The 14996-nt window shown below is 72.5% G+C and carries 15 protein-coding genes and 1 pseudogene; 10 read left to right on the forward strand and 6 right to left on the reverse strand.

Going from position 1 to position 14996, the window contains the following annotated elements; all coding sequences use genetic code 11:
• Nucleotide 1: 1 nt before the first annotated feature.
• The gene (locus AB0M88_RS49955; protein ID WP_364114799.1) at nt 2-574 is read right to left on the reverse strand and encodes a GrpB family protein; all 573 of its coding nucleotides are present in this window, start codon (nt 572-574) and stop codon (nt 2-4) included.
• Between the two features lie 263 nt (nt 575-837).
• Here AB0M88_RS49955 and AB0M88_RS49960 point away from each other — a divergent pair.
• From AB0M88_RS49960 to AB0M88_RS49970, 3 genes and pseudogenes are all read left to right on the forward strand, one after another.
• Nucleotides 838-1466, forward strand: a pseudogene (locus AB0M88_RS49960) (transposase); the annotation flags it as partial.
• Nucleotides 1467-1755: 289 nt separating this feature from the next.
• Entirely contained in the window at nt 1756-1893 is a 138-nt protein-coding gene (locus AB0M88_RS49965; RefSeq protein WP_364114801.1) for a hypothetical protein, read from the forward strand.
• Nucleotides 1894-2623: 730 nt separating this feature from the next.
• Nucleotides 2624-2980 (forward strand): nitroreductase family deazaflavin-dependent oxidoreductase, encoded by a 357-nt coding sequence (locus AB0M88_RS49970; protein ID WP_364114803.1) that lies wholly within the window; start codon nt 2624-2626, stop codon nt 2978-2980.
• 10 nt (nt 2981-2990) lie between these two features.
• Here AB0M88_RS49970 and AB0M88_RS49975 read toward each other — a convergent pair whose 3' ends face one another.
• From AB0M88_RS49975 to AB0M88_RS49985, 3 genes are read right to left on the reverse strand one after another with little or no spacing between them, the layout of a single operon-like run.
• A complete protein-coding gene (locus AB0M88_RS49975) occupies nt 2991-4796 on the reverse strand; it encodes an FtsX-like permease family protein (RefSeq protein WP_364114805.1) in 1806 nt (601 codons plus the stop codon).
• Nucleotides 4796-5524 carry an ABC transporter ATP-binding protein gene (locus tag AB0M88_RS49980; RefSeq protein ID WP_364114807.1) on the reverse strand — a complete coding sequence of 243 codons (729 nt, stop codon included), beginning with the start codon at nt 5522-5524 and terminating at the stop codon, nt 4796-4798. The genes AB0M88_RS49975 and AB0M88_RS49980 overlap by 1 nt, the downstream gene beginning before the upstream one ends.
• A complete protein-coding gene (locus tag AB0M88_RS49985) occupies nt 5521-6030 on the reverse strand; it encodes a PadR family transcriptional regulator (RefSeq protein ID WP_364114809.1) in 510 nt (169 codons plus the stop codon). Before AB0M88_RS49985 ends, AB0M88_RS49980 begins: the two co-directional genes overlap by 4 nt.
• A 170-nt stretch (nt 6031-6200) precedes the next feature.
• Between AB0M88_RS49985 and AB0M88_RS49990 the strand changes: the two genes are divergently transcribed.
• The 6 genes from AB0M88_RS49990 to AB0M88_RS50015 all read left to right on the forward strand — a co-directional run bounded on the left by AB0M88_RS49990 (nt 6201) and on the right by AB0M88_RS50015 (nt 12688).
• The gene (locus tag AB0M88_RS49990) at nt 6201-6986 is read left to right on the forward strand and encodes a class I SAM-dependent methyltransferase (RefSeq protein WP_364114811.1); all 786 of its coding nucleotides are present in this window, start codon (nt 6201-6203) and stop codon (nt 6984-6986) included.
• A gap of 89 nt (nt 6987-7075) precedes the next feature.
• Entirely contained in the window at nt 7076-7420 is a 345-nt protein-coding gene (locus tag AB0M88_RS49995) for a hypothetical protein (protein ID WP_364114813.1), read from the forward strand.
• Nucleotides 7407-8057, forward strand: coding sequence for a nucleotidyl transferase AbiEii/AbiGii toxin family protein (locus AB0M88_RS50000; RefSeq protein ID WP_364114815.1), 651 nt, complete (start codon nt 7407-7409; stop codon nt 8055-8057). Before AB0M88_RS49995 ends, AB0M88_RS50000 begins: the two co-directional genes overlap by 14 nt.
• Before the next feature lie 20 nt (nt 8058-8077).
• Nucleotides 8078-10570: a DUF3516 domain-containing protein gene (locus AB0M88_RS50005; RefSeq protein ID WP_364114817.1), complete on the forward strand. Its 2493-nt coding sequence runs from the start codon at nt 8078-8080 to the stop codon at nt 10568-10570.
• Nucleotides 10567-11922: a DUF4118 domain-containing protein gene (locus AB0M88_RS50010; protein WP_364114819.1), complete on the forward strand. Its 1356-nt coding sequence runs from the start codon at nt 10567-10569 to the stop codon at nt 11920-11922. Before AB0M88_RS50005 ends, AB0M88_RS50010 begins: the two co-directional genes overlap by 4 nt.
• A gap of 94 nt (nt 11923-12016) precedes the next feature.
• Complete coding sequence (locus tag AB0M88_RS50015; RefSeq protein WP_364114821.1) at nt 12017-12688, forward strand: response regulator; 672 nt, start codon at nt 12017-12019, stop codon at nt 12686-12688.
• Here AB0M88_RS50015 and AB0M88_RS50020 read toward each other — a convergent pair.
• The gene (locus tag AB0M88_RS50020; RefSeq protein WP_364114823.1) at nt 12651-13313 is read right to left on the reverse strand and encodes a DedA family protein; all 663 of its coding nucleotides are present in this window, start codon (nt 13311-13313) and stop codon (nt 12651-12653) included. The genes AB0M88_RS50015 and AB0M88_RS50020 overlap by 38 nt on opposite strands.
• Before the next feature lie 210 nt (nt 13314-13523).
• On the opposite strand from AB0M88_RS50020, the gene AB0M88_RS50025 reads away from it, so the two are divergent.
• Nucleotides 13524-14126 carry a trypsin-like peptidase domain-containing protein gene (locus AB0M88_RS50025; protein WP_364114825.1) on the forward strand — a complete coding sequence of 201 codons (603 nt, stop codon included), beginning with the start codon at nt 13524-13526 and terminating at the stop codon, nt 14124-14126.
• A 6-nt stretch (nt 14127-14132) separates the two neighbouring features.
• Here AB0M88_RS50025 and AB0M88_RS50030 read toward each other — a convergent pair whose 3' ends face one another.
• Nucleotides 14133-14918 carry an aldo/keto reductase gene (locus tag AB0M88_RS50030; protein ID WP_364114827.1) on the reverse strand — a complete coding sequence of 262 codons (786 nt, stop codon included), beginning with the start codon at nt 14916-14918 and terminating at the stop codon, nt 14133-14135.
• Nucleotides 14919-14996: the final 78 nt, after the last annotated feature.

A 14996-nucleotide genomic window follows, 5' to 3' on the forward strand; every position in this document is an offset into this window, starting at 1 on the left:
GTCATACGACGGCGCGGACTCGGCAGGCACGAATAGTCAACGCTTTCAGAGCCCTCCGCGGCACTGAAAGATCAACGACACCTATCCAGTTACCCCAGCGCTTGCTGAGCAGGGTTCTCTTGGTGCTTTCGTAGAGGATGCGATCGTCTGCGTCGGAGCGCAGATGATCGCGGAAGAGGAGGTACTCGTCCACGGCAGGATCGTCTCGTTCGAAGACGTGCACGTGGACGTCGTGTGCTGGTGTACGCACGAGGCGATGCCTGGGCTCGCGGACCCGCAGTTCGTACCCGGCAGCTAGAAGCGCATGGAGGTAATCCTCTTCGGCGGTGATGTCGTCTACCGTGACCACGATGTCGATGATCGGCTTGGCTGCCAGTCCCGGAACGGACGTGGAACCGATGTGCTCGATCTCGATGGCCGCTGCAGGAAGGGCATCCCGGATCCGCCCCCGATGATCAAGGTAGACGTCTGCCCACCGCTCGTCGTGGTTGTGCAGCTCGAGCGCGTGGGAGGCGAACCCTACGAGCTCGACTGTAGTGACGTCCGGTCGGCGCGGCTTGCGGCTTTTGTTCACATGGACATCCTCGCAAGGCTCAAATCTCGTCAAGATCTGGACCGGGGATGGATCCTCGTGACGGAGGCCGAAACCGCGATGCCGACGCTCGGTCTATCCATGAACAAGCGCGATCCTTCCCTCCGCGCCGTGGCCCAACCGGCCGACCCTGGATTCAGACCGCATCCCCCAAGCCGCGCGGTCGTTCCTCCATGTTGACGGTGTGGCGGCGTGATCAGGACTTCCGGGTCGGGCAGGGTGGCGCGGTGTTATCGCGCCGCGGGTATCCCTCCGACCTGACCGACGCCCAGTGGGACCTGGTCAAGGACCTGCTGCCAGAGCCCAGCGAGGACGGCCGGAGAAACACCCGCGGCGTGAGATCGTCAACGCGATCCTCTATCTGGTCCGCTCGGGCTGTCCGTGGCGGTACCTGCCGGCGGATCTGCCGCCTTGGCAGGCGGTCTACTGGTACTTCACCCGCTGGGAAGACGCCGGCGTCACCGAGAAACTGCTGATCACCGCCTGCGTCCTGGCCGCCTCCTGACAGGACCGCGACGGCGGCAAGACCGCTCTGCTCAGCCTGTACTTGACCAGTCCCGTCCGGCACGTCTTCGCCGACTCCGGGTTCGCCGGACGGTTCGTCGACTGGGCCCGGGCCACGCTCAAGACCACCGTCGACATCGTGCGCAAACCCGCCGACCAGCGCGGCTTCGCCGTGCAACCCCGCCGATGGGTGGTGGAGGGAACCCTGGCCTGGCTCACCTCACACCGTCGCCTGGCCCGCGACTACGAACGCCACCCCGAAGTCTCCGAAGCCGTCATCCGCTGGGCCGCCATCAACGGCATGCTCCGCCGGATCACCCGCGGACACCCCGCTCGCCGCCAGCGCCGCCGCACCTTCACCTGGCCCTGATCAACATCTCAAACACTTACTTTAGTGAGGGTTTTTGAGGGGTGCCGTGCGTCGTGGGCGCGATCTTGTACCTCGACCGGTCCGGGTGTTCCGGGCGGCGACTGCCGGTGGACGTCCCGGCCTGCTGGTCAGCGTCGCCGTTCTGGCTACGCCGGGGCAGGACCGCGACGGCGCTGCTGAGCGTCCACCTGTGCCCGCCGATCCGGTACGTGTTTCCCCGACCAGGGCTTCGCCGGCCGGCTACTCGACCGAGCCGGCCGCAGCCTGAGCATGATGCCGGAGACGATGGGTGGCCGCCCACCGCCGGCCGGCCCGCGACCACGAACGCGACCCGGAGGTCTGCGAGGAGTTGATCCGCTGGCCCGCGATCAACCACATGTCGCGCCGCGTCACCCGCGGCAACCCGCCGAACGCTACAACCCTCTAAAACACCGATGACCAGGGCGTGGAACAGGCCATCCGGGATCGGTGTGCAAACGGTCGTCGCGGCGCCGGGGAACGCGTGGGCGGCGATGACCGGCGTCGTCCAACGGCGCCCGGCCTTCCCTCGGCGGTGCTGGTGCTGATCGAGGCCGACCCCGGTCCTGGCCGCGGGGAAGGATTGCTGGACGCTCCAACGGCGGCCGCACCAGGGCGTCTTCCCAGCTGGCCCGGCCGATCTGAGATGGTCCAGCAGTTCCTGCTCTGCGGCGGCGCCCGCAGCCCGGACCCGCCGCCGCGGTTCCGGCCGAGAGAACCGTGCCTCGATCGCAGGTCGGAAATGGTCTTCTGCCGGAGTATCAGGACGGTCCGCGAATGTCCTGGCCGTCGGGGACGGCGCGCAGCCGGCCGAGCGTTGGCCGATCCGGGCGGGGCGATGAAGTGCTTGACCCGCGACGTCTGCCGGTTGGCCCGGGTGCCACCGGCGCAACCCTCGATGCGGGGTCTTCCGAGGCTCGCGGCGTTCGAAGCGGCCCGCGCACGTCGGTCGGCGCGTGCGGTCCCGCCGGCTTCCTGTCGCGCCCGCCAGGCGATCACCGCCGTCCCGGCCCGCCGGCCGATCTCCGCATTCGGGCAGCCGGCAGCACCGGCCGGGCCCGCCGGCGCTGTCATGGGCGGAACAGCGGCGCGGCGGCGACACTGGACCTGAAGCCCGCTTGAGGTCGCACGATGAGCGGATGACAGCGACGGACGAGGCGCGGCAGGCACTCGCGCGGCAGCGGACCATGGAGATCACCACGACCGGGCGCCGGAGCGGGCGGCCCCGGCGCATCGAGACGTGGCGGTATCAGGCGGACGGTCGCTACTGGCTGACCGGCAGTCCCGGGGCGCGCGACTGGTATGCCAACGTGCTCGCGCACCCCGAGTTCACCCTGCACCTGAACGGCCTCGATGTTCAGGTGCGCGGGCGGCCGGTGACCGACCCCGGCGAGCGGGCCCGCGTGTTCGGCGAGATCGTGCCGGGCCAGGACCGGGCCGGGAGCCTCGAGAGCTGGCTCGCCGGGAGCCCCCTGGTGGAGATCCTGTTCGACTGACGCCGGTGCGTCAGGGCAGGGTGGTCCGGGCGAGCCGGGCCGGCACCGCGGTGAGGCCGGCCACCGCCACCACGACCGCCAGCACCACGGCGGCCAGCTGGCCGGGCGGTGGCTGCGGGACCCGGTCGCCGTCCCCGTCGGTGATCACCATGAGCGCGGCGAACAGGACGAAGCCGACCGGGATGCCCAGCACCGCGCCGGCCAGCGCCGGCAGCACCTGGGCGGCGGTCAGGGCGGTGGTCACGTCGCCGGGGGTGGCGCCGAGGGCGCGGGCCAGGGCCGCCGAGTGGCGGTTGTCGAGCACGGTCGCCCAGGTGATGACGATCGCGTTGACCGCGGCCAGGGCGAGCAGGATGACCGTCCACACCAGCAGGACGTGGCGCAGCACCCGCACCTGGGCCGCGTCGTACGGCCCGTTGCCGTTCAGGAACCGGTTGAGGATCAGCAGGACGTAGATGCCGCTGACCGTGACCGCGATACTCGCTGTCGCCAGCACCACCCGGCGGGGTCGGCGCCCGGCCAGCCGCAGGGCCAGCAGCAGCGGGACCGGCAGGCGGGCCGACGCCGCGATCAGCCAGCCGACGCGCCGGGGCGGCCGGGGCGCGTCGGCCAGTGACCGGACCGTGCTGACGCGGGCCGCCCGCAGGGCCGGCACCAGCGTCGCGACCACGGCGACGACCAGCGCGACCGCGAGGACCAGCCCGATCGTCGCCCAGGTCATGGCCGGGTGGGCCGCGCCGATCAACCCGGCCGTGTCGTCGACCAGCAGCGGGGCGGTGAGCGACCCGATGACCAGCCCGGCCGCCGCCGCGACGACCGCCACGACGAGGTATTCGGCCAGCAGGACCGCCGCCACCAGGCCGGGCGTGCCGCCGACCGCCTTGAGCAGGCCGACGCGCCGGGTCTGGTCGGCCATCCGCCCGCCGACCAGCACCGAGAGCCCGGCCACCGCGAGCAGGGCCAGCAGCCAGGCCCCGATCAGCAGCAGGATCTGGGAGTCCCGCGCCAGCCGGGTGGCATCCGCCTGGATCTCCGGCCACGGCTGCAGGAAGAGCGACGGACGGCCCTGGGCGACCCGCCCGGGTTTCGGCGTGGCGGCCGTGCCGTTGTGCACGGTGGCGAACGCCGTGGCGGCCGACGGGTCGGCCAGTTTCAGATCGATGAGGTAGACCGGGTCGGCGGCCAGCTCGACCGTGTCGGCCCGGGTGAGCCAGATCAGGCCGGGCGTCCGCAGCAGGCCCGGCGGCAGAACCGTGCCCGGCGCCACGCCGCTCGCGCATCCCGCCTTCACCCAGCAGGACGAGCCCGGGTAGGGCGCCATCGCCGCGCTGACGGCCAGCCCCACGACCCGCAGGGAGCGCCCGCCGACCGTGACCGGGTCGCCGACGTGCAGGCCGAAGTCGGCGGCGAAGGCGGCCTCGACCACCACGCCCCCGTCCCGGACCCAGCTCCCCCGGGTCACCGCCGGCTGGTCGACCGCCGTCGGGGCCGGATCGCGGCCGACGACCTGCACATCCGACTCGCGGCCGGCGGCCGCCAGCTTCGCCGGGGCGACCGGGAAGGGCCCGCTCGCGGCGACCACCCCGGCCGCCCGGGCGATCGGGTCGCCCGGCTCGTCGGCCACGGCGACGACATCCGGTCCGTGCGTCACCGCACGCGTGGTGCCGTACGGATCGCTGGCCGCCGCCCGCACGACCAGGCCGAGCGTCAGCGTGGTCGTCGCGGCCAGGATCGCCAGCAGCAGCAGGAGCGCCTCGGCCTTGCGCCGCCGTAGGTCGCGCCGGGCCAGCCGGACGACGAGCAGAAGCCGGCCCATCAGTCGTCCAGCCCGACGAGCGCGCCCAGGTCACCGGTCGTGCCCCCGGTCAGCCGGGTCTCGTCGACGAACGCGCCGTCCCGCATCGAGATCAGCCGGTCGGCGGTGGCCGCGATCCGGGCGTCGTGGGTGACGACCACCAGCGTCTGCCCGGCTTCGTGCAGGCTGTCGAACAGGCGCAGCACGTCGAGCGTCGCCGCGCTGTCGAGGTTGCCGGTCGGCTCGTCGGCCAGCACCACCGCCGGCTGGTTGGTCAGTGCCCGGGCCACGGCCACCCGCTGCCGCTGCCCGCCGGACAGGGCCGACGGCAGGAACGCGGCCCGTTCGGCCAGGCCGACCCGGTCGAGCAGTTCGAGGGCGCGGCGCCGGGCGGCCCGGGGCGAGCGCCCGGCCAGCAGGGCCGACAGCTCGACGTTCTCGACCGCGGTCAGCTCCTCCATCAGGTGGAACGACTGGAACACGAAGCCGATCTCGTCGCGCCGCAGCCGGGCCAGGGCCCGCTCCCCCAGGTCGTCGATGCGGCGGCCGCCGAGCCACACCGAACCGCCGCCGGGCCGGTCGAGCCCGCCGAGCAGGTGCAGCAGGGTCGACTTTCCGCAGCCGCTCGGGCCCATGATGGCCACGGTCTCCCCGGCGGCGACGTCGAGGTCGATGTCGTCGACGGCGCGGACCAGGCCCTCGCCCCGGCCGTATTCCTTACGCAACCCGCGGGTGCCGAGAACAGTCACGATCCGCTCCTTCGCTGGGTCCAGTTCCGTTCGCAGGCCTCGAGCCAGCGCACGTCGGCTTGTAGTCGCAACACGATTCCTTCGAGCAGCAGGGCCGCGTCGGACCGGAGATCCGAGGCCAGGGCGGCCCGCTGGGCGTCCCGCAGCCGGCGCAGCAGCTCCCGCCGCTGGGCGTCGACGATGGCGACCGGGTCGGCCAGCCCGGCCGTGGCGGCCGCGATCAGTTTGAGGTGGAACTCGGCGAGGTCGGGCCGCGGCCAGTTCACCTCGGCGATCCATTCGGCGACCCGCTGCTGCCCGGCCGCGGTCAGCGAGTAGACCTTCCGGTCGGCCGCGCCCTCGAAGGCCAGGAGACCGGCCTTCTCCAGGCGGGTCAGCGTCACATAGATCTGGCCCGCGTTCATGCCCTCGCCGAGCGGCCCGAGCGCGTCGCGCAGTCGCGCCCGCAGCTCGTAGCCGTGTGAGGGCTCCTTGGCCAGTAGCGCGAGAACTACTTCTTGTTGCATCGCACTCCCCCGTATAACCGTTAGCCCCCACAGCTAACCGTTATCTGTGCGACGAAGTCAACCCCCTGTAAGGCATCCTAGGAAGCAGCGGGCCGGGCTCACCGTCGACACGGCGCCGTTTGTTGCGCGAGTGTTGACCATGGACACACCTCCGCGTAACTTCACACGCCATGTCCTGGCGTCAGAGCGCGAACTCCCGGCTGCGTAAGTTGACCGGCTTCGAAATCCGCAGGTACCGGCCGCCGGTGCCCAGGCCGAAGGCCAAACCGCCGGCCAAACCGCAGCATCTGCCGCCGACGCTGCACGACTTCACCAAGCTGAGCGTGCTGCTGCACGTGACACCGGCCGAGTTCCTCGAGGCGTTGGGCTGGCCGGCCGACGAGGTGGCCCGGGTCGCCGCCGAGTTCGCGGAGGTCACGGAGAGCCTCGAGAAGCGGTACGCCGAGACCGAGACGCTCTTCCCGTCGCGCTGGGGCGTCGAGCAGGCCACCGGCCTCACCCTGTACGCCCTGGCCCGCCTACTGCGGCCGGCCGTCACCGTGGAGACCGGCGTGGCCGACGGCCGTTCGTCGTTCATCCTGCTCAGCGCCCTCGAACGCAACGGCCACGGCACGCTGCACAGCTTCGACGTCCCGCCCGACGCGGGCAGCCTGGCCCGCGGGCACGCGCGGTGGAACCTGACCACCAGCGACGCCAAGGACCCGCGGCGCACCTTCACCGAGGCGCTGGAGGGGCTCGACCGGATCGACCTGTTCCTGCACGACAGCGACCACTCGTACCAGAACCAGATGTTCGAGTACGAGTCGGCCTGGCCGAAGATCCCGGTCGGCGGCGTGCTCGCCAGCGACGACGTCGACCTGTTCAAGGCGTACGTCGACTTCGCCGAGCGGCTCGAGCTGAGCCCGCAGTTCCTGTTCGACCGCCGCAAGATCCTCGGCGCGATCCGCCGGGCCTGACCGCGCCGGGCGCCGCCGCCCGGCGGCGCCCGGCCGTCCGGCGAAGCGGGAAGTTATGTCCGCGGGCGATCAGCGCTTACCCTGATCACATGACCGCCACCTTGAGTGACGCCCCGGTCGTCCACCTGGCCCGGCCGCACCGGCCCGTGCTGGTGGCCGGGACCCTCGACGAGTTGGGCGGCCCCACCCGCGGCCGGGTCGAGCTGCCGCTGCGGCTGTGGTGGAACCCGACCCGCGCGTTCGACCTCGATCACCCGACGATGCTGGCCTGGATGTACGAGAACGTGCTGCGCGAGGCCATCCGGGTGGACGAGCTGCGCCGCTTCCTGAACGGTCCCACCCTCGTACGCCTGTGGCCGGACCTCAATCTTCCTCGCGCCGTCCGCCTGGCCTGGGAAGCACGGCATCCGCGTCTGAGACATGCCGCCGGCTGATCCGGAGGACTTCTACGCGCAGGTCGCCAAGATCGCCCTCACCGTCGCCACCAAGCACGGCTTCGTGCTCGGTGGCGGTTTCGCGTGGCTGGTCAGCGGCCTGGTCCAGCGCCCGACCGAGGACGTCGACCTGTTCACCGACACCGCCGGCGGCGTGGCCGCGGCGGCCGGCGAGGTCGCCCGGGCGCTGACCGGGGCCGGCTACCGGGTGGTCCGCGAGGAGGGCGACGAACTGTTCGCGGGCATGGACGAGGACCTGCGGGAGTTCCTGGTCGCCGCGCCCGGCCGCGCGCTGCGCCTGACCCTGTGCCGCCTCGACCGCCGCCGCTCCCCGGTGGTGATGGAGCTCGGCCCGGTCATGCACCTCGACGACCTGGTCGCCACCAAGGTCGCCGCCCTGGTCAACCGGCGCGAGGTGCGCGACTACATCGACGTGGCGGCGGCGCTCGGGCGCTATTCGCTGGAGGCGGTGCTGGAGCTCGCCCACGCCGCCGATCCGGCGCTCGATCCGGCGGACATCGCGGACGCGGGCCGCTACCTGGACCGGCTGGACAACGCGCGTTTCGGCCTTTACGGCCTGAAAAAGAACGACATAGAGCTCCTGCGCCACCGCCTGCGGGACTGGCCGCGCGCGTAAATCCATATGATTGACACATCATGACGCTGACCGATCGCCTGCCCAGTACCAAAGACCCCGACGCTGTCTTCGACGCCTTCCAGAAGTGGACCAGCGAGCAGGGCCTCTCGCTCTACACCCACCAGGAAGAAGCCCTGATCGAGATCGTCTCCGGGGCGAACGTCATCCTCAGCACCCCCACCGGGTCGGGCAAGAGCCTGGTCGCCACCGGCGCGCACTTCGCCGCCCTGGCCGACGGGCGCACCACGTTCTACACCGCGCCGATCAAGGCGCTGGTCAGCGAGAAGTTCTTCGCCCTGTGCGCGACCTTCGGGCCCCACAACGTCGGCATGCTCACCGGCGACGCCAGCGTCAACGCGGACGCCCCGATCATCTGCTGCACCGCCGAGATCCTCGCCAACCTGGCCCTGCGCGAGGGCAAGGACGCCGACGTCGGCCAGGTCGTGATGGACGAGTTCCACTTCTACGCCGAGCCCGACCGCGGCTGGGCCTGGCAGGTGCCGATCGTCGAGCTGCCGCAGGCCCAGTTCGTGCTCATGTCGGCGACGCTCGGCGACACCACGCGCTTCGTCGACGACCTCAGCCGGCGGACCGGCCGGCCGACCGCCGTGGTGAGCAGCGTCGAGCGGCCGGTGCCGCTCCTCTTCTCGTACGCGATGACGCCGCTGCACGAGACCATCGAGGAACTGCTGTCGACCAGGCAGGCCCCGGTCTACATCGTGCATTTCACCCAGGCCGCCGCCCTCGAGCGCGCGCAGTCGCTGATGAGCATCAACATGTCGACCCGGGCCGAGAAGGACGCGATCGCGGTCGCCATCGGCAGTTTCCGGTTCACCGCCGGCTTCGGCCGCACGCTGTCCCGCCTCGTGCGCCACGGCATCGGCGTGCACCACGCGGGCATGCTGCCGAAATACCGCCGGCTGGTCGAGACGCTGGCCCAGGCCGGGCTCCTGAAGGTGATCTGCGGGACGGACACGCTCGGCGTCGGCATCAACGTGCCGATCCGTACGGTGCTGTTCACCGGGCTCTCGAAGTACGACGGGGTGAAGACCCGGCTGCTCAAGGCCCGCGAGTTCCACCAGATCGCGGGCCGGGCCGGCCGGGCCGGGTTCGACACCATCGGCACGGTCATCGTGCAGGCCCCCGAGCACGTGATCGACAACGAGCGGGCGCTGGCCAAGGCCGGTGACGACCCGAAGAAGCGGCGCAAGGTCGTCCGCAAGAAGCCGCCGGAGGGCACGATCGGCTGGGGCCAGCCGACGTTCGACCGGCTGGTCTCGGCCGACCCCGAGCCGCTGACCTCGTCGTTCCAGGTCACGCACGCGATGCTGCTCAACGTGATCTCGCGCGGCGGCGACCCGTTCGAGGCGATGAAACACCTGCTCACCGACAACCACGAGGAGCCGGCCGCGCAGCGCCGCCACATCCGCCGCGCGGTGGCGATCGCCCGCGCCCTGGTCGCCGGCGGGGTCATCGAGCGCACCGGCGAGGGCACCTACCGGCTGGTCGAGGACCTGCAGCTCGACTTCGCGCTCAACCAGGCGCTGTCGCCGTTCGCGCTGGCCTGCCTGGAGCTGCTCGACCGGGAGGCCCCCGACTACCCGCTCGACGTCGTCTCGGTGATCGAGGCGACCCTCGAGGACCCGCGCCAGGTGCTGTCGGCGCAGCGGCAGAAGGCCCGCGGCGAGGCGGTCGCCGCGATGAAGTCCGAGGGCATCGAGTACGACCAGCGCATGGAGCTGCTGGAGAACGTCACCCACCCGCGGCCGCTGGCCGAGACGCTCGACGGGGCGTACGAGACCTACCGGCAGGGCCACCCGTGGGTCGCCGACTACGAGCTCAAGCCGAAGAGCGTGGTCCGCGACATGTACGAGCGGGCGATGACCTTCACCGAATACGTGTCGTTCTACGGCCTGTCCCGCTCTGAGGGGCTGGTGCTGCGCTACCTGGCCGACGCCTACCGGGCGCTGCGCCAGACCGTGCCCGAGGACGCGCGCACCGAGGAGCTGACCGACCTCATCGAGTGGCTGGGCGAGCTCGTCCGCCAGGTCGACTCCAGCCTGCTCGACGAGTGGGAGCGGCTGCGCAACCCGGGGGCGGTCCCCGAGGAGGTCCGCCTCGACGACAAGCCGCCGGCGGTCACCCGCAACACCCGCGCCTTCCGGGTGCTCGTGCGCAACGCGATGTTCCGGCGGGTCGAGCTGGCCGCGCTCCGCCGCTACCACGACCTGGGCGAGCTGGACGCCGAGGCGGGCTGGGACGCCGGTGCCTGGCAGGACGCGCTCGAGGACTACTACGACGAGTACGACGAGATCGGCACCGGGCCGTCCGCCCGCGGCCCGGCCCTGCTGCACATCGACGCGGGCGCCTCCGCCTGGACCGTGCGGCAGGTCTTCGAGGACCCGGCCGGCGACCACGACTGGGGCATCGACGCGGTCGTCGACCTCGCCGCCTCGGACGAGGCCGGAGCGGCCGCGGTCACCGTGACCGCGGTCGGGCCGCACGAGGGATGAGATCGCGCCGGCGGCAGCTCGGCGGCCTCGTCGCCGCCGTCGCCGGCCTGCCGCTGCTCACGCTGGCCCTGCGCGCCGGCGACGGGCTGCCGCTGACCGACGACATCCTGCTGTTCCTGGCCGCCGTCGTCGGGGTCGCCCTGCTCGGCGGGCTGTGGCCGGCCCTGCTCGCCGCGGTCGGCGGGTTCCTGCTGCTCAACTACTTCTTCACGCCGCCCCTGCACACGCTGACGATCGCGACCGAGGGCAACCTGGTCGCGCTGGCCGTGTTCGTGGTGGTGGCGCTCGCCGTCTCGTGGGTCGTCGACCTGGCCGGGCGCCGTACGCTCCAGGCCGCCCGGGCCGGCGCCGACGCACGGACCCTGGCCACCGTGGCCGGCAGCGTCCTGCGGGGCGCCGACCCGCTCGACGCCCTGCTGCGCCAGCTCCGCGACACGTTCGCGCTGGAGTCGGTCACGCTGCTGGAACGCGCGGGTCCCGGATGGCGCACCGCCGCGGCGACCGGCTCGCCGGTGGCCTCCCGCCCCGGCGAGGGCGAGACCGTGCCGGCCGACGACGACCTCGTCCTCGTGCTGCGCGGGCCGGAGATCACCCCGGACGCGCGGCGCGTCGTGCGGGCCTTCGCCGCCCAGACCGCGGTGGCGCTCCGGCAGCAGCGCCTCGCCGCCGCGGCCGAGGGCGACCGGGTCCGCACCGCCCTGCTGGCCGCGGTCAGCCACGACCTGCGGACGCCCCTGGCCAGCGCGAAAGCGGCGGTCGCCGGGCTGCGCAGCCCGGAGGTCGCCTTCGGCGAACAGGACCGGGCCGAGCTGCTGGCCACCGCCGAGGAGTCGCTCGACCGGCTGACCGCACTGGTCGCCAACCTGCTCGACATGGGCCGGCTGCAGGCGGGCGCGCTCGGCATGACACCGGTGAGCGTGGGCGTGGAGGACGTCGTACCGCGCGCGCTGGACGAGCTCGGGCCGGCGGGCCGGCGGGTCCGGGTCCGCATCCCCGACGACCTGGCCGCCGTCCACGCCGACCCCGGGTTGCTCGACCGGGTGCTGGTCAACGTCGTCGGCAACGCCCTGCGCTACTCGCCGCCCGAGCGGCCACCGGTGGTCACCGCCGCCTCCCATGACCGGCAGATCCGGCTGAGCGTGATCGACCACGGCCCGGGCATCCCGGCCGCTGACCGCGACCGCGTCTTCCAGCCGTTCCAGCGGCTCGGCGACCGCGACAACCACACCGGGGTCGGCCTCGGCCTCGCCCTGTCCCGCGGCCTGACCGAGGCGATGGGCGGTACGCTCACCCCCGAGGACACCCCGGGCGGCGGCCTGACCATGGTGATCGCCCTACCGAAGGCCCCCTGATGACGCGCACCCACCACGCCCGGCCGCCGCGCCGGAGGCCGGCCGCGATGACGCGAACCGCGACGCCCGCCCGCCCGGCCGGAAGCCGGCCGCGATGACCCGCATCCTCGTGGTCGACGACGATCCGCAGATTCTCCGGGCGCTGCGCATCAACCTGCGCGCCCGCGAGTACGAGGTGGACGTCGCCGACGACGGCCGGTCCGCCCTGAGGACGGCCGCCGCGCACCCGCCCGACCTGGTGGTGCTCGACCTCGGCCTGCCCGACATGGACGGCGCCGACGTGATCCGCGGGCTGCGCGGCTGGAGCAGCGTGCCGATCATCGTGCTCTCCGGCCGGGCCGAGGGCACCGACAAGGTGGGCGCGCTCGACGCGGGCGCCGACGACTACGTCACCAAGCCGTTCGGCGTCGACGAGCTGCTCGCCCGCGTCCGCGCGGTCACCCGGCGGGCCCACCCGCAGGACGCCGAGTCGTCGACGGCGCGGATCGGCCGCTACACGATCGACCTGAGCGACCACACCGTCACACCGGCCGCGTTCCGCCTCACGCCGACCGAGTGGCAGCTGCTCGAACAGCTGGTGCGCAACCCCGGCAAGCTGATCACGCAACGGCATCTGCTGCACGAGATCTGGGGCCCGCGGTACAGCACCGAGACCAACTATCTGCGGCAGTACATGGCGCGGCTGCGCCGCAAGCTCGAGGACGACCCGACCCGGCCCCGGCACCTGCTCACCGAGCCGGGGATGGGCTATCGCTTTCAGCCTTGAGATCCTCGGCCCTGTGGGCGCGCCGCCGGCGCACGTGGTGCCAGATGTACGCGGCGACGAGCACCGCGGCGACGGCGAGCGCCACGTTCGAGTAGCGGTGGATCACGCCCTCGATCGCGTCGAGGTGGTTACCGGCGAAGTAGCCGGCCGACGACCACAGGCCGACCCAGAGCGCGGCGCCGATCGCGTTGTAGACCAGGAACTTGGCGAACGGCATCTGGGTCACGCCCGCGACCACGCCGTTGAGCTGGCGCAGGCCCTCGACGAACCGGGCGACCACGACCATGATCGGGCCGCGCTTGGCCATGAACTTCTCGACCCGGGTCAGCCGCCGCTCGTTCAGCCCGACGTACCGGCCGAACCGCACGAGCAGCCGCCGCCCGCCGGTGCGGCCGATGGCGTACCCGATGCTGTCGCCGCCGACGGCGGCCAGGAAGGCAGCCACCGCGACCACGAAGATGTTGAGCCGCCCGCTGCCGGCCAGCACCGACCCGGCGATGATCGACGTCTCGCCGGGCGCCGGAACGCCGAAGCTCTCGATGAAGACGATCCCGGTCACGCCGAGATAGCCGAAGCGGCTCACGACGCCGAGCAGCGGAAGCGCGACCACGTCCACTTCGTCCACCTCCCCCGTTGTCCCCACCCAATCTAGGGCCAATCGGCTGTGACCACGATGAGAGGCGTCACGGCCGAGCGGCCGGCCTCAACTTGGGGTGCCGACCGGCCGATCGGCAGTGAACATCCGGCGGGCGGCCAACCGTGCCTGCCCGAAGGGACGATCCTCGGGTCACCCCGGTTACGGAGAGGATGGAGACTCTCACGCAGCGATCGGGGGATGCGGGTGCGTGCAGAAGGCAGTCTCGTCGGTCTCCTGGGCGACCGTCCGGCCACCGGGCGCGCGGCCCACCCTTACGCGCGCCTCGCGGTCGAGGTCGTCGCCCGGGGCCGACGCGGCTCGGGCTACCTGGTCGGCGAGGACACCGTGCTCACCGCGGCCCAGCCGGTCCGCCGCGCCTCGCGCATCGTCGTCCACCTCGACACCGGGCAGCCCGGTGCGCGCGAGGTCCTGGCCGCGGTCGTCTGGCTCGACGTCGACGCCGACCTGGCCGTCCTGCGCCTGACCCCGGGAGCCGCCGCACCGGTTCCGCCGGCACCGACCCGGTACGCCCGGATGACCAGCCGGCCGGCGTCGCTCGACGTGTCGACCTCGCTCGGGGCCGAGACCGAGACGGTCGTCGGAGCCTCCAGCGACACGTACGACATCGCGGCCGAGGCCCGGCCGGGGGCGGTGGCGTTCGCGGGCGGCCTGGCGGTCGGCGTGGTGACGGCCCGCGACCGCTACACGGTGGCCCGCCTCGACCACCACCTGGGGCACGCCCGCTCGGGGCGCCGGCTCGCCGCGCTCCTCGAGGCGGGACCCCTGGTCGACGTGGCCTGAGCGGTCTCACGCGTTGGCGTAGCCGGGGATCCGGTCCCGGATCCGCTGCATCTCGTCCTCGTCGGAGACACCCTGGAAGTCGTGGCGCGGCGTGTACGGCCGTTCGAGGGCGGCGCGTTCCTCGCCGGTGAGCTCGATCTCCAGTGACGCGACGGCGTCGTCGATCTGGGCGGTCGTGTTCGCGCCGACCAGGGGGGCGGTGACGACCGGCTGGGCACGCAGCCAGGCCAGGGCGACCTGGGCCCGGGTGACGCCCCGCTCGCCCGCGACCGTGCCGACCGCGTCGACGATCGCCCGGTTCGCGGCCTGTTCGGCGGGCGAATAGAGCAGGTCGGCGTAGGCGCCGTCGGTCGCCGCGCGGGCCGTCGCCCTCGCGTCGTCCCAGGCCCGGGCGAGCCGCCCACGGGCCAGCGGGCTCCAGACGATCGTGCCGACGCCCTCGTCGAGACAGAGCGGGATCATCTCCCGCTCCTCCTCCCGGGCGAGCAGGTTGTAGTGGTCCTGCATGGTGGCGAACCGCGCCCAGCCGTGCTGTTTCTGCAGGTGCAGGGCCTTCGCGAACTCCCAGGCGTGCATCGAGGAGGCGCCGAGGTAGCGGACCTTGCCCGCCTTGACCAGGTCGTGCAGGGCCTCGAGGGTCTCCTCCCACGGGGTCGAGTGATCGTTGCGGTGGATCTGGTAGAGGTCGATGTAGTCGGTGCCGAGCCGCCGGAGGCTGTGCTCGACCTCGGTCATGACCGCCTTGCGGGACAACCCCTTGCCGTTCGGGCCCGGCCGCATCGGATGGCGCAGCTTGGTGGGGGGGCCGGCGGGGGGGGGGGTGGGGGCTTGGGTTTTGGGGGGGGCCCCGGTGTGGTCGCTGGTGGCGGA

Source organism: Actinoplanes sp. NPDC051411 (assembly GCF_040682075.1).
GTDB lineage: Bacteria > Actinomycetota > Actinomycetes > Mycobacteriales > Micromonosporaceae > Actinoplanes.

Bases quoted from the DNA above. Each gene is read 5' to 3' on its own strand.
- AB0M88_RS49975 (WP_364114805.1), bottom strand. From the start codon at position 4,796: ATGGGCCGGCTTCTGCTCGTCGTCCGGCTGGCCCGGCGCGACCTACGG.
- AB0M88_RS49990 (WP_364114811.1), top strand. From the start codon at position 6,201: ATGTCCTGGCGTCAGAGCGCGAACTCCCGGCTGCGTAAGTTGACCGGC.
- AB0M88_RS50005 (WP_364114817.1), top strand. From the start codon at position 8,078: ATGACGCTGACCGATCGCCTGCCCAGTACCAAAGACCCCGACGCTGTC.
- AB0M88_RS50000 (WP_364114815.1), top strand. From the start codon at position 7,407: ATGCCGCCGGCTGATCCGGAGGACTTCTACGCGCAGGTCGCCAAGATC.
- AB0M88_RS50010 (WP_364114819.1), top strand. From the start codon at position 10,567: ATGAGATCGCGCCGGCGGCAGCTCGGCGGCCTCGTCGCCGCCGTCGCC.
- AB0M88_RS49970 (WP_364114803.1), top strand. From the start codon at position 2,624: ATGACAGCGACGGACGAGGCGCGGCAGGCACTCGCGCGGCAGCGGACC.
- AB0M88_RS49995 (WP_364114813.1), top strand. From the start codon at position 7,076: ATGACCGCCACCTTGAGTGACGCCCCGGTCGTCCACCTGGCCCGGCCG.
- AB0M88_RS50025 (WP_364114825.1), top strand. From the start codon at position 13,524: ATGCGGGTGCGTGCAGAAGGCAGTCTCGTCGGTCTCCTGGGCGACCGT.
- AB0M88_RS50015 (WP_364114821.1), top strand. From the start codon at position 12,017: ATGACCCGCATCCTCGTGGTCGACGACGATCCGCAGATTCTCCGGGCG.
- AB0M88_RS49985 (WP_364114809.1), bottom strand. From the start codon at position 6,030: ATGCAACAAGAAGTAGTTCTCGCGCTACTGGCCAAGGAGCCCTCACAC.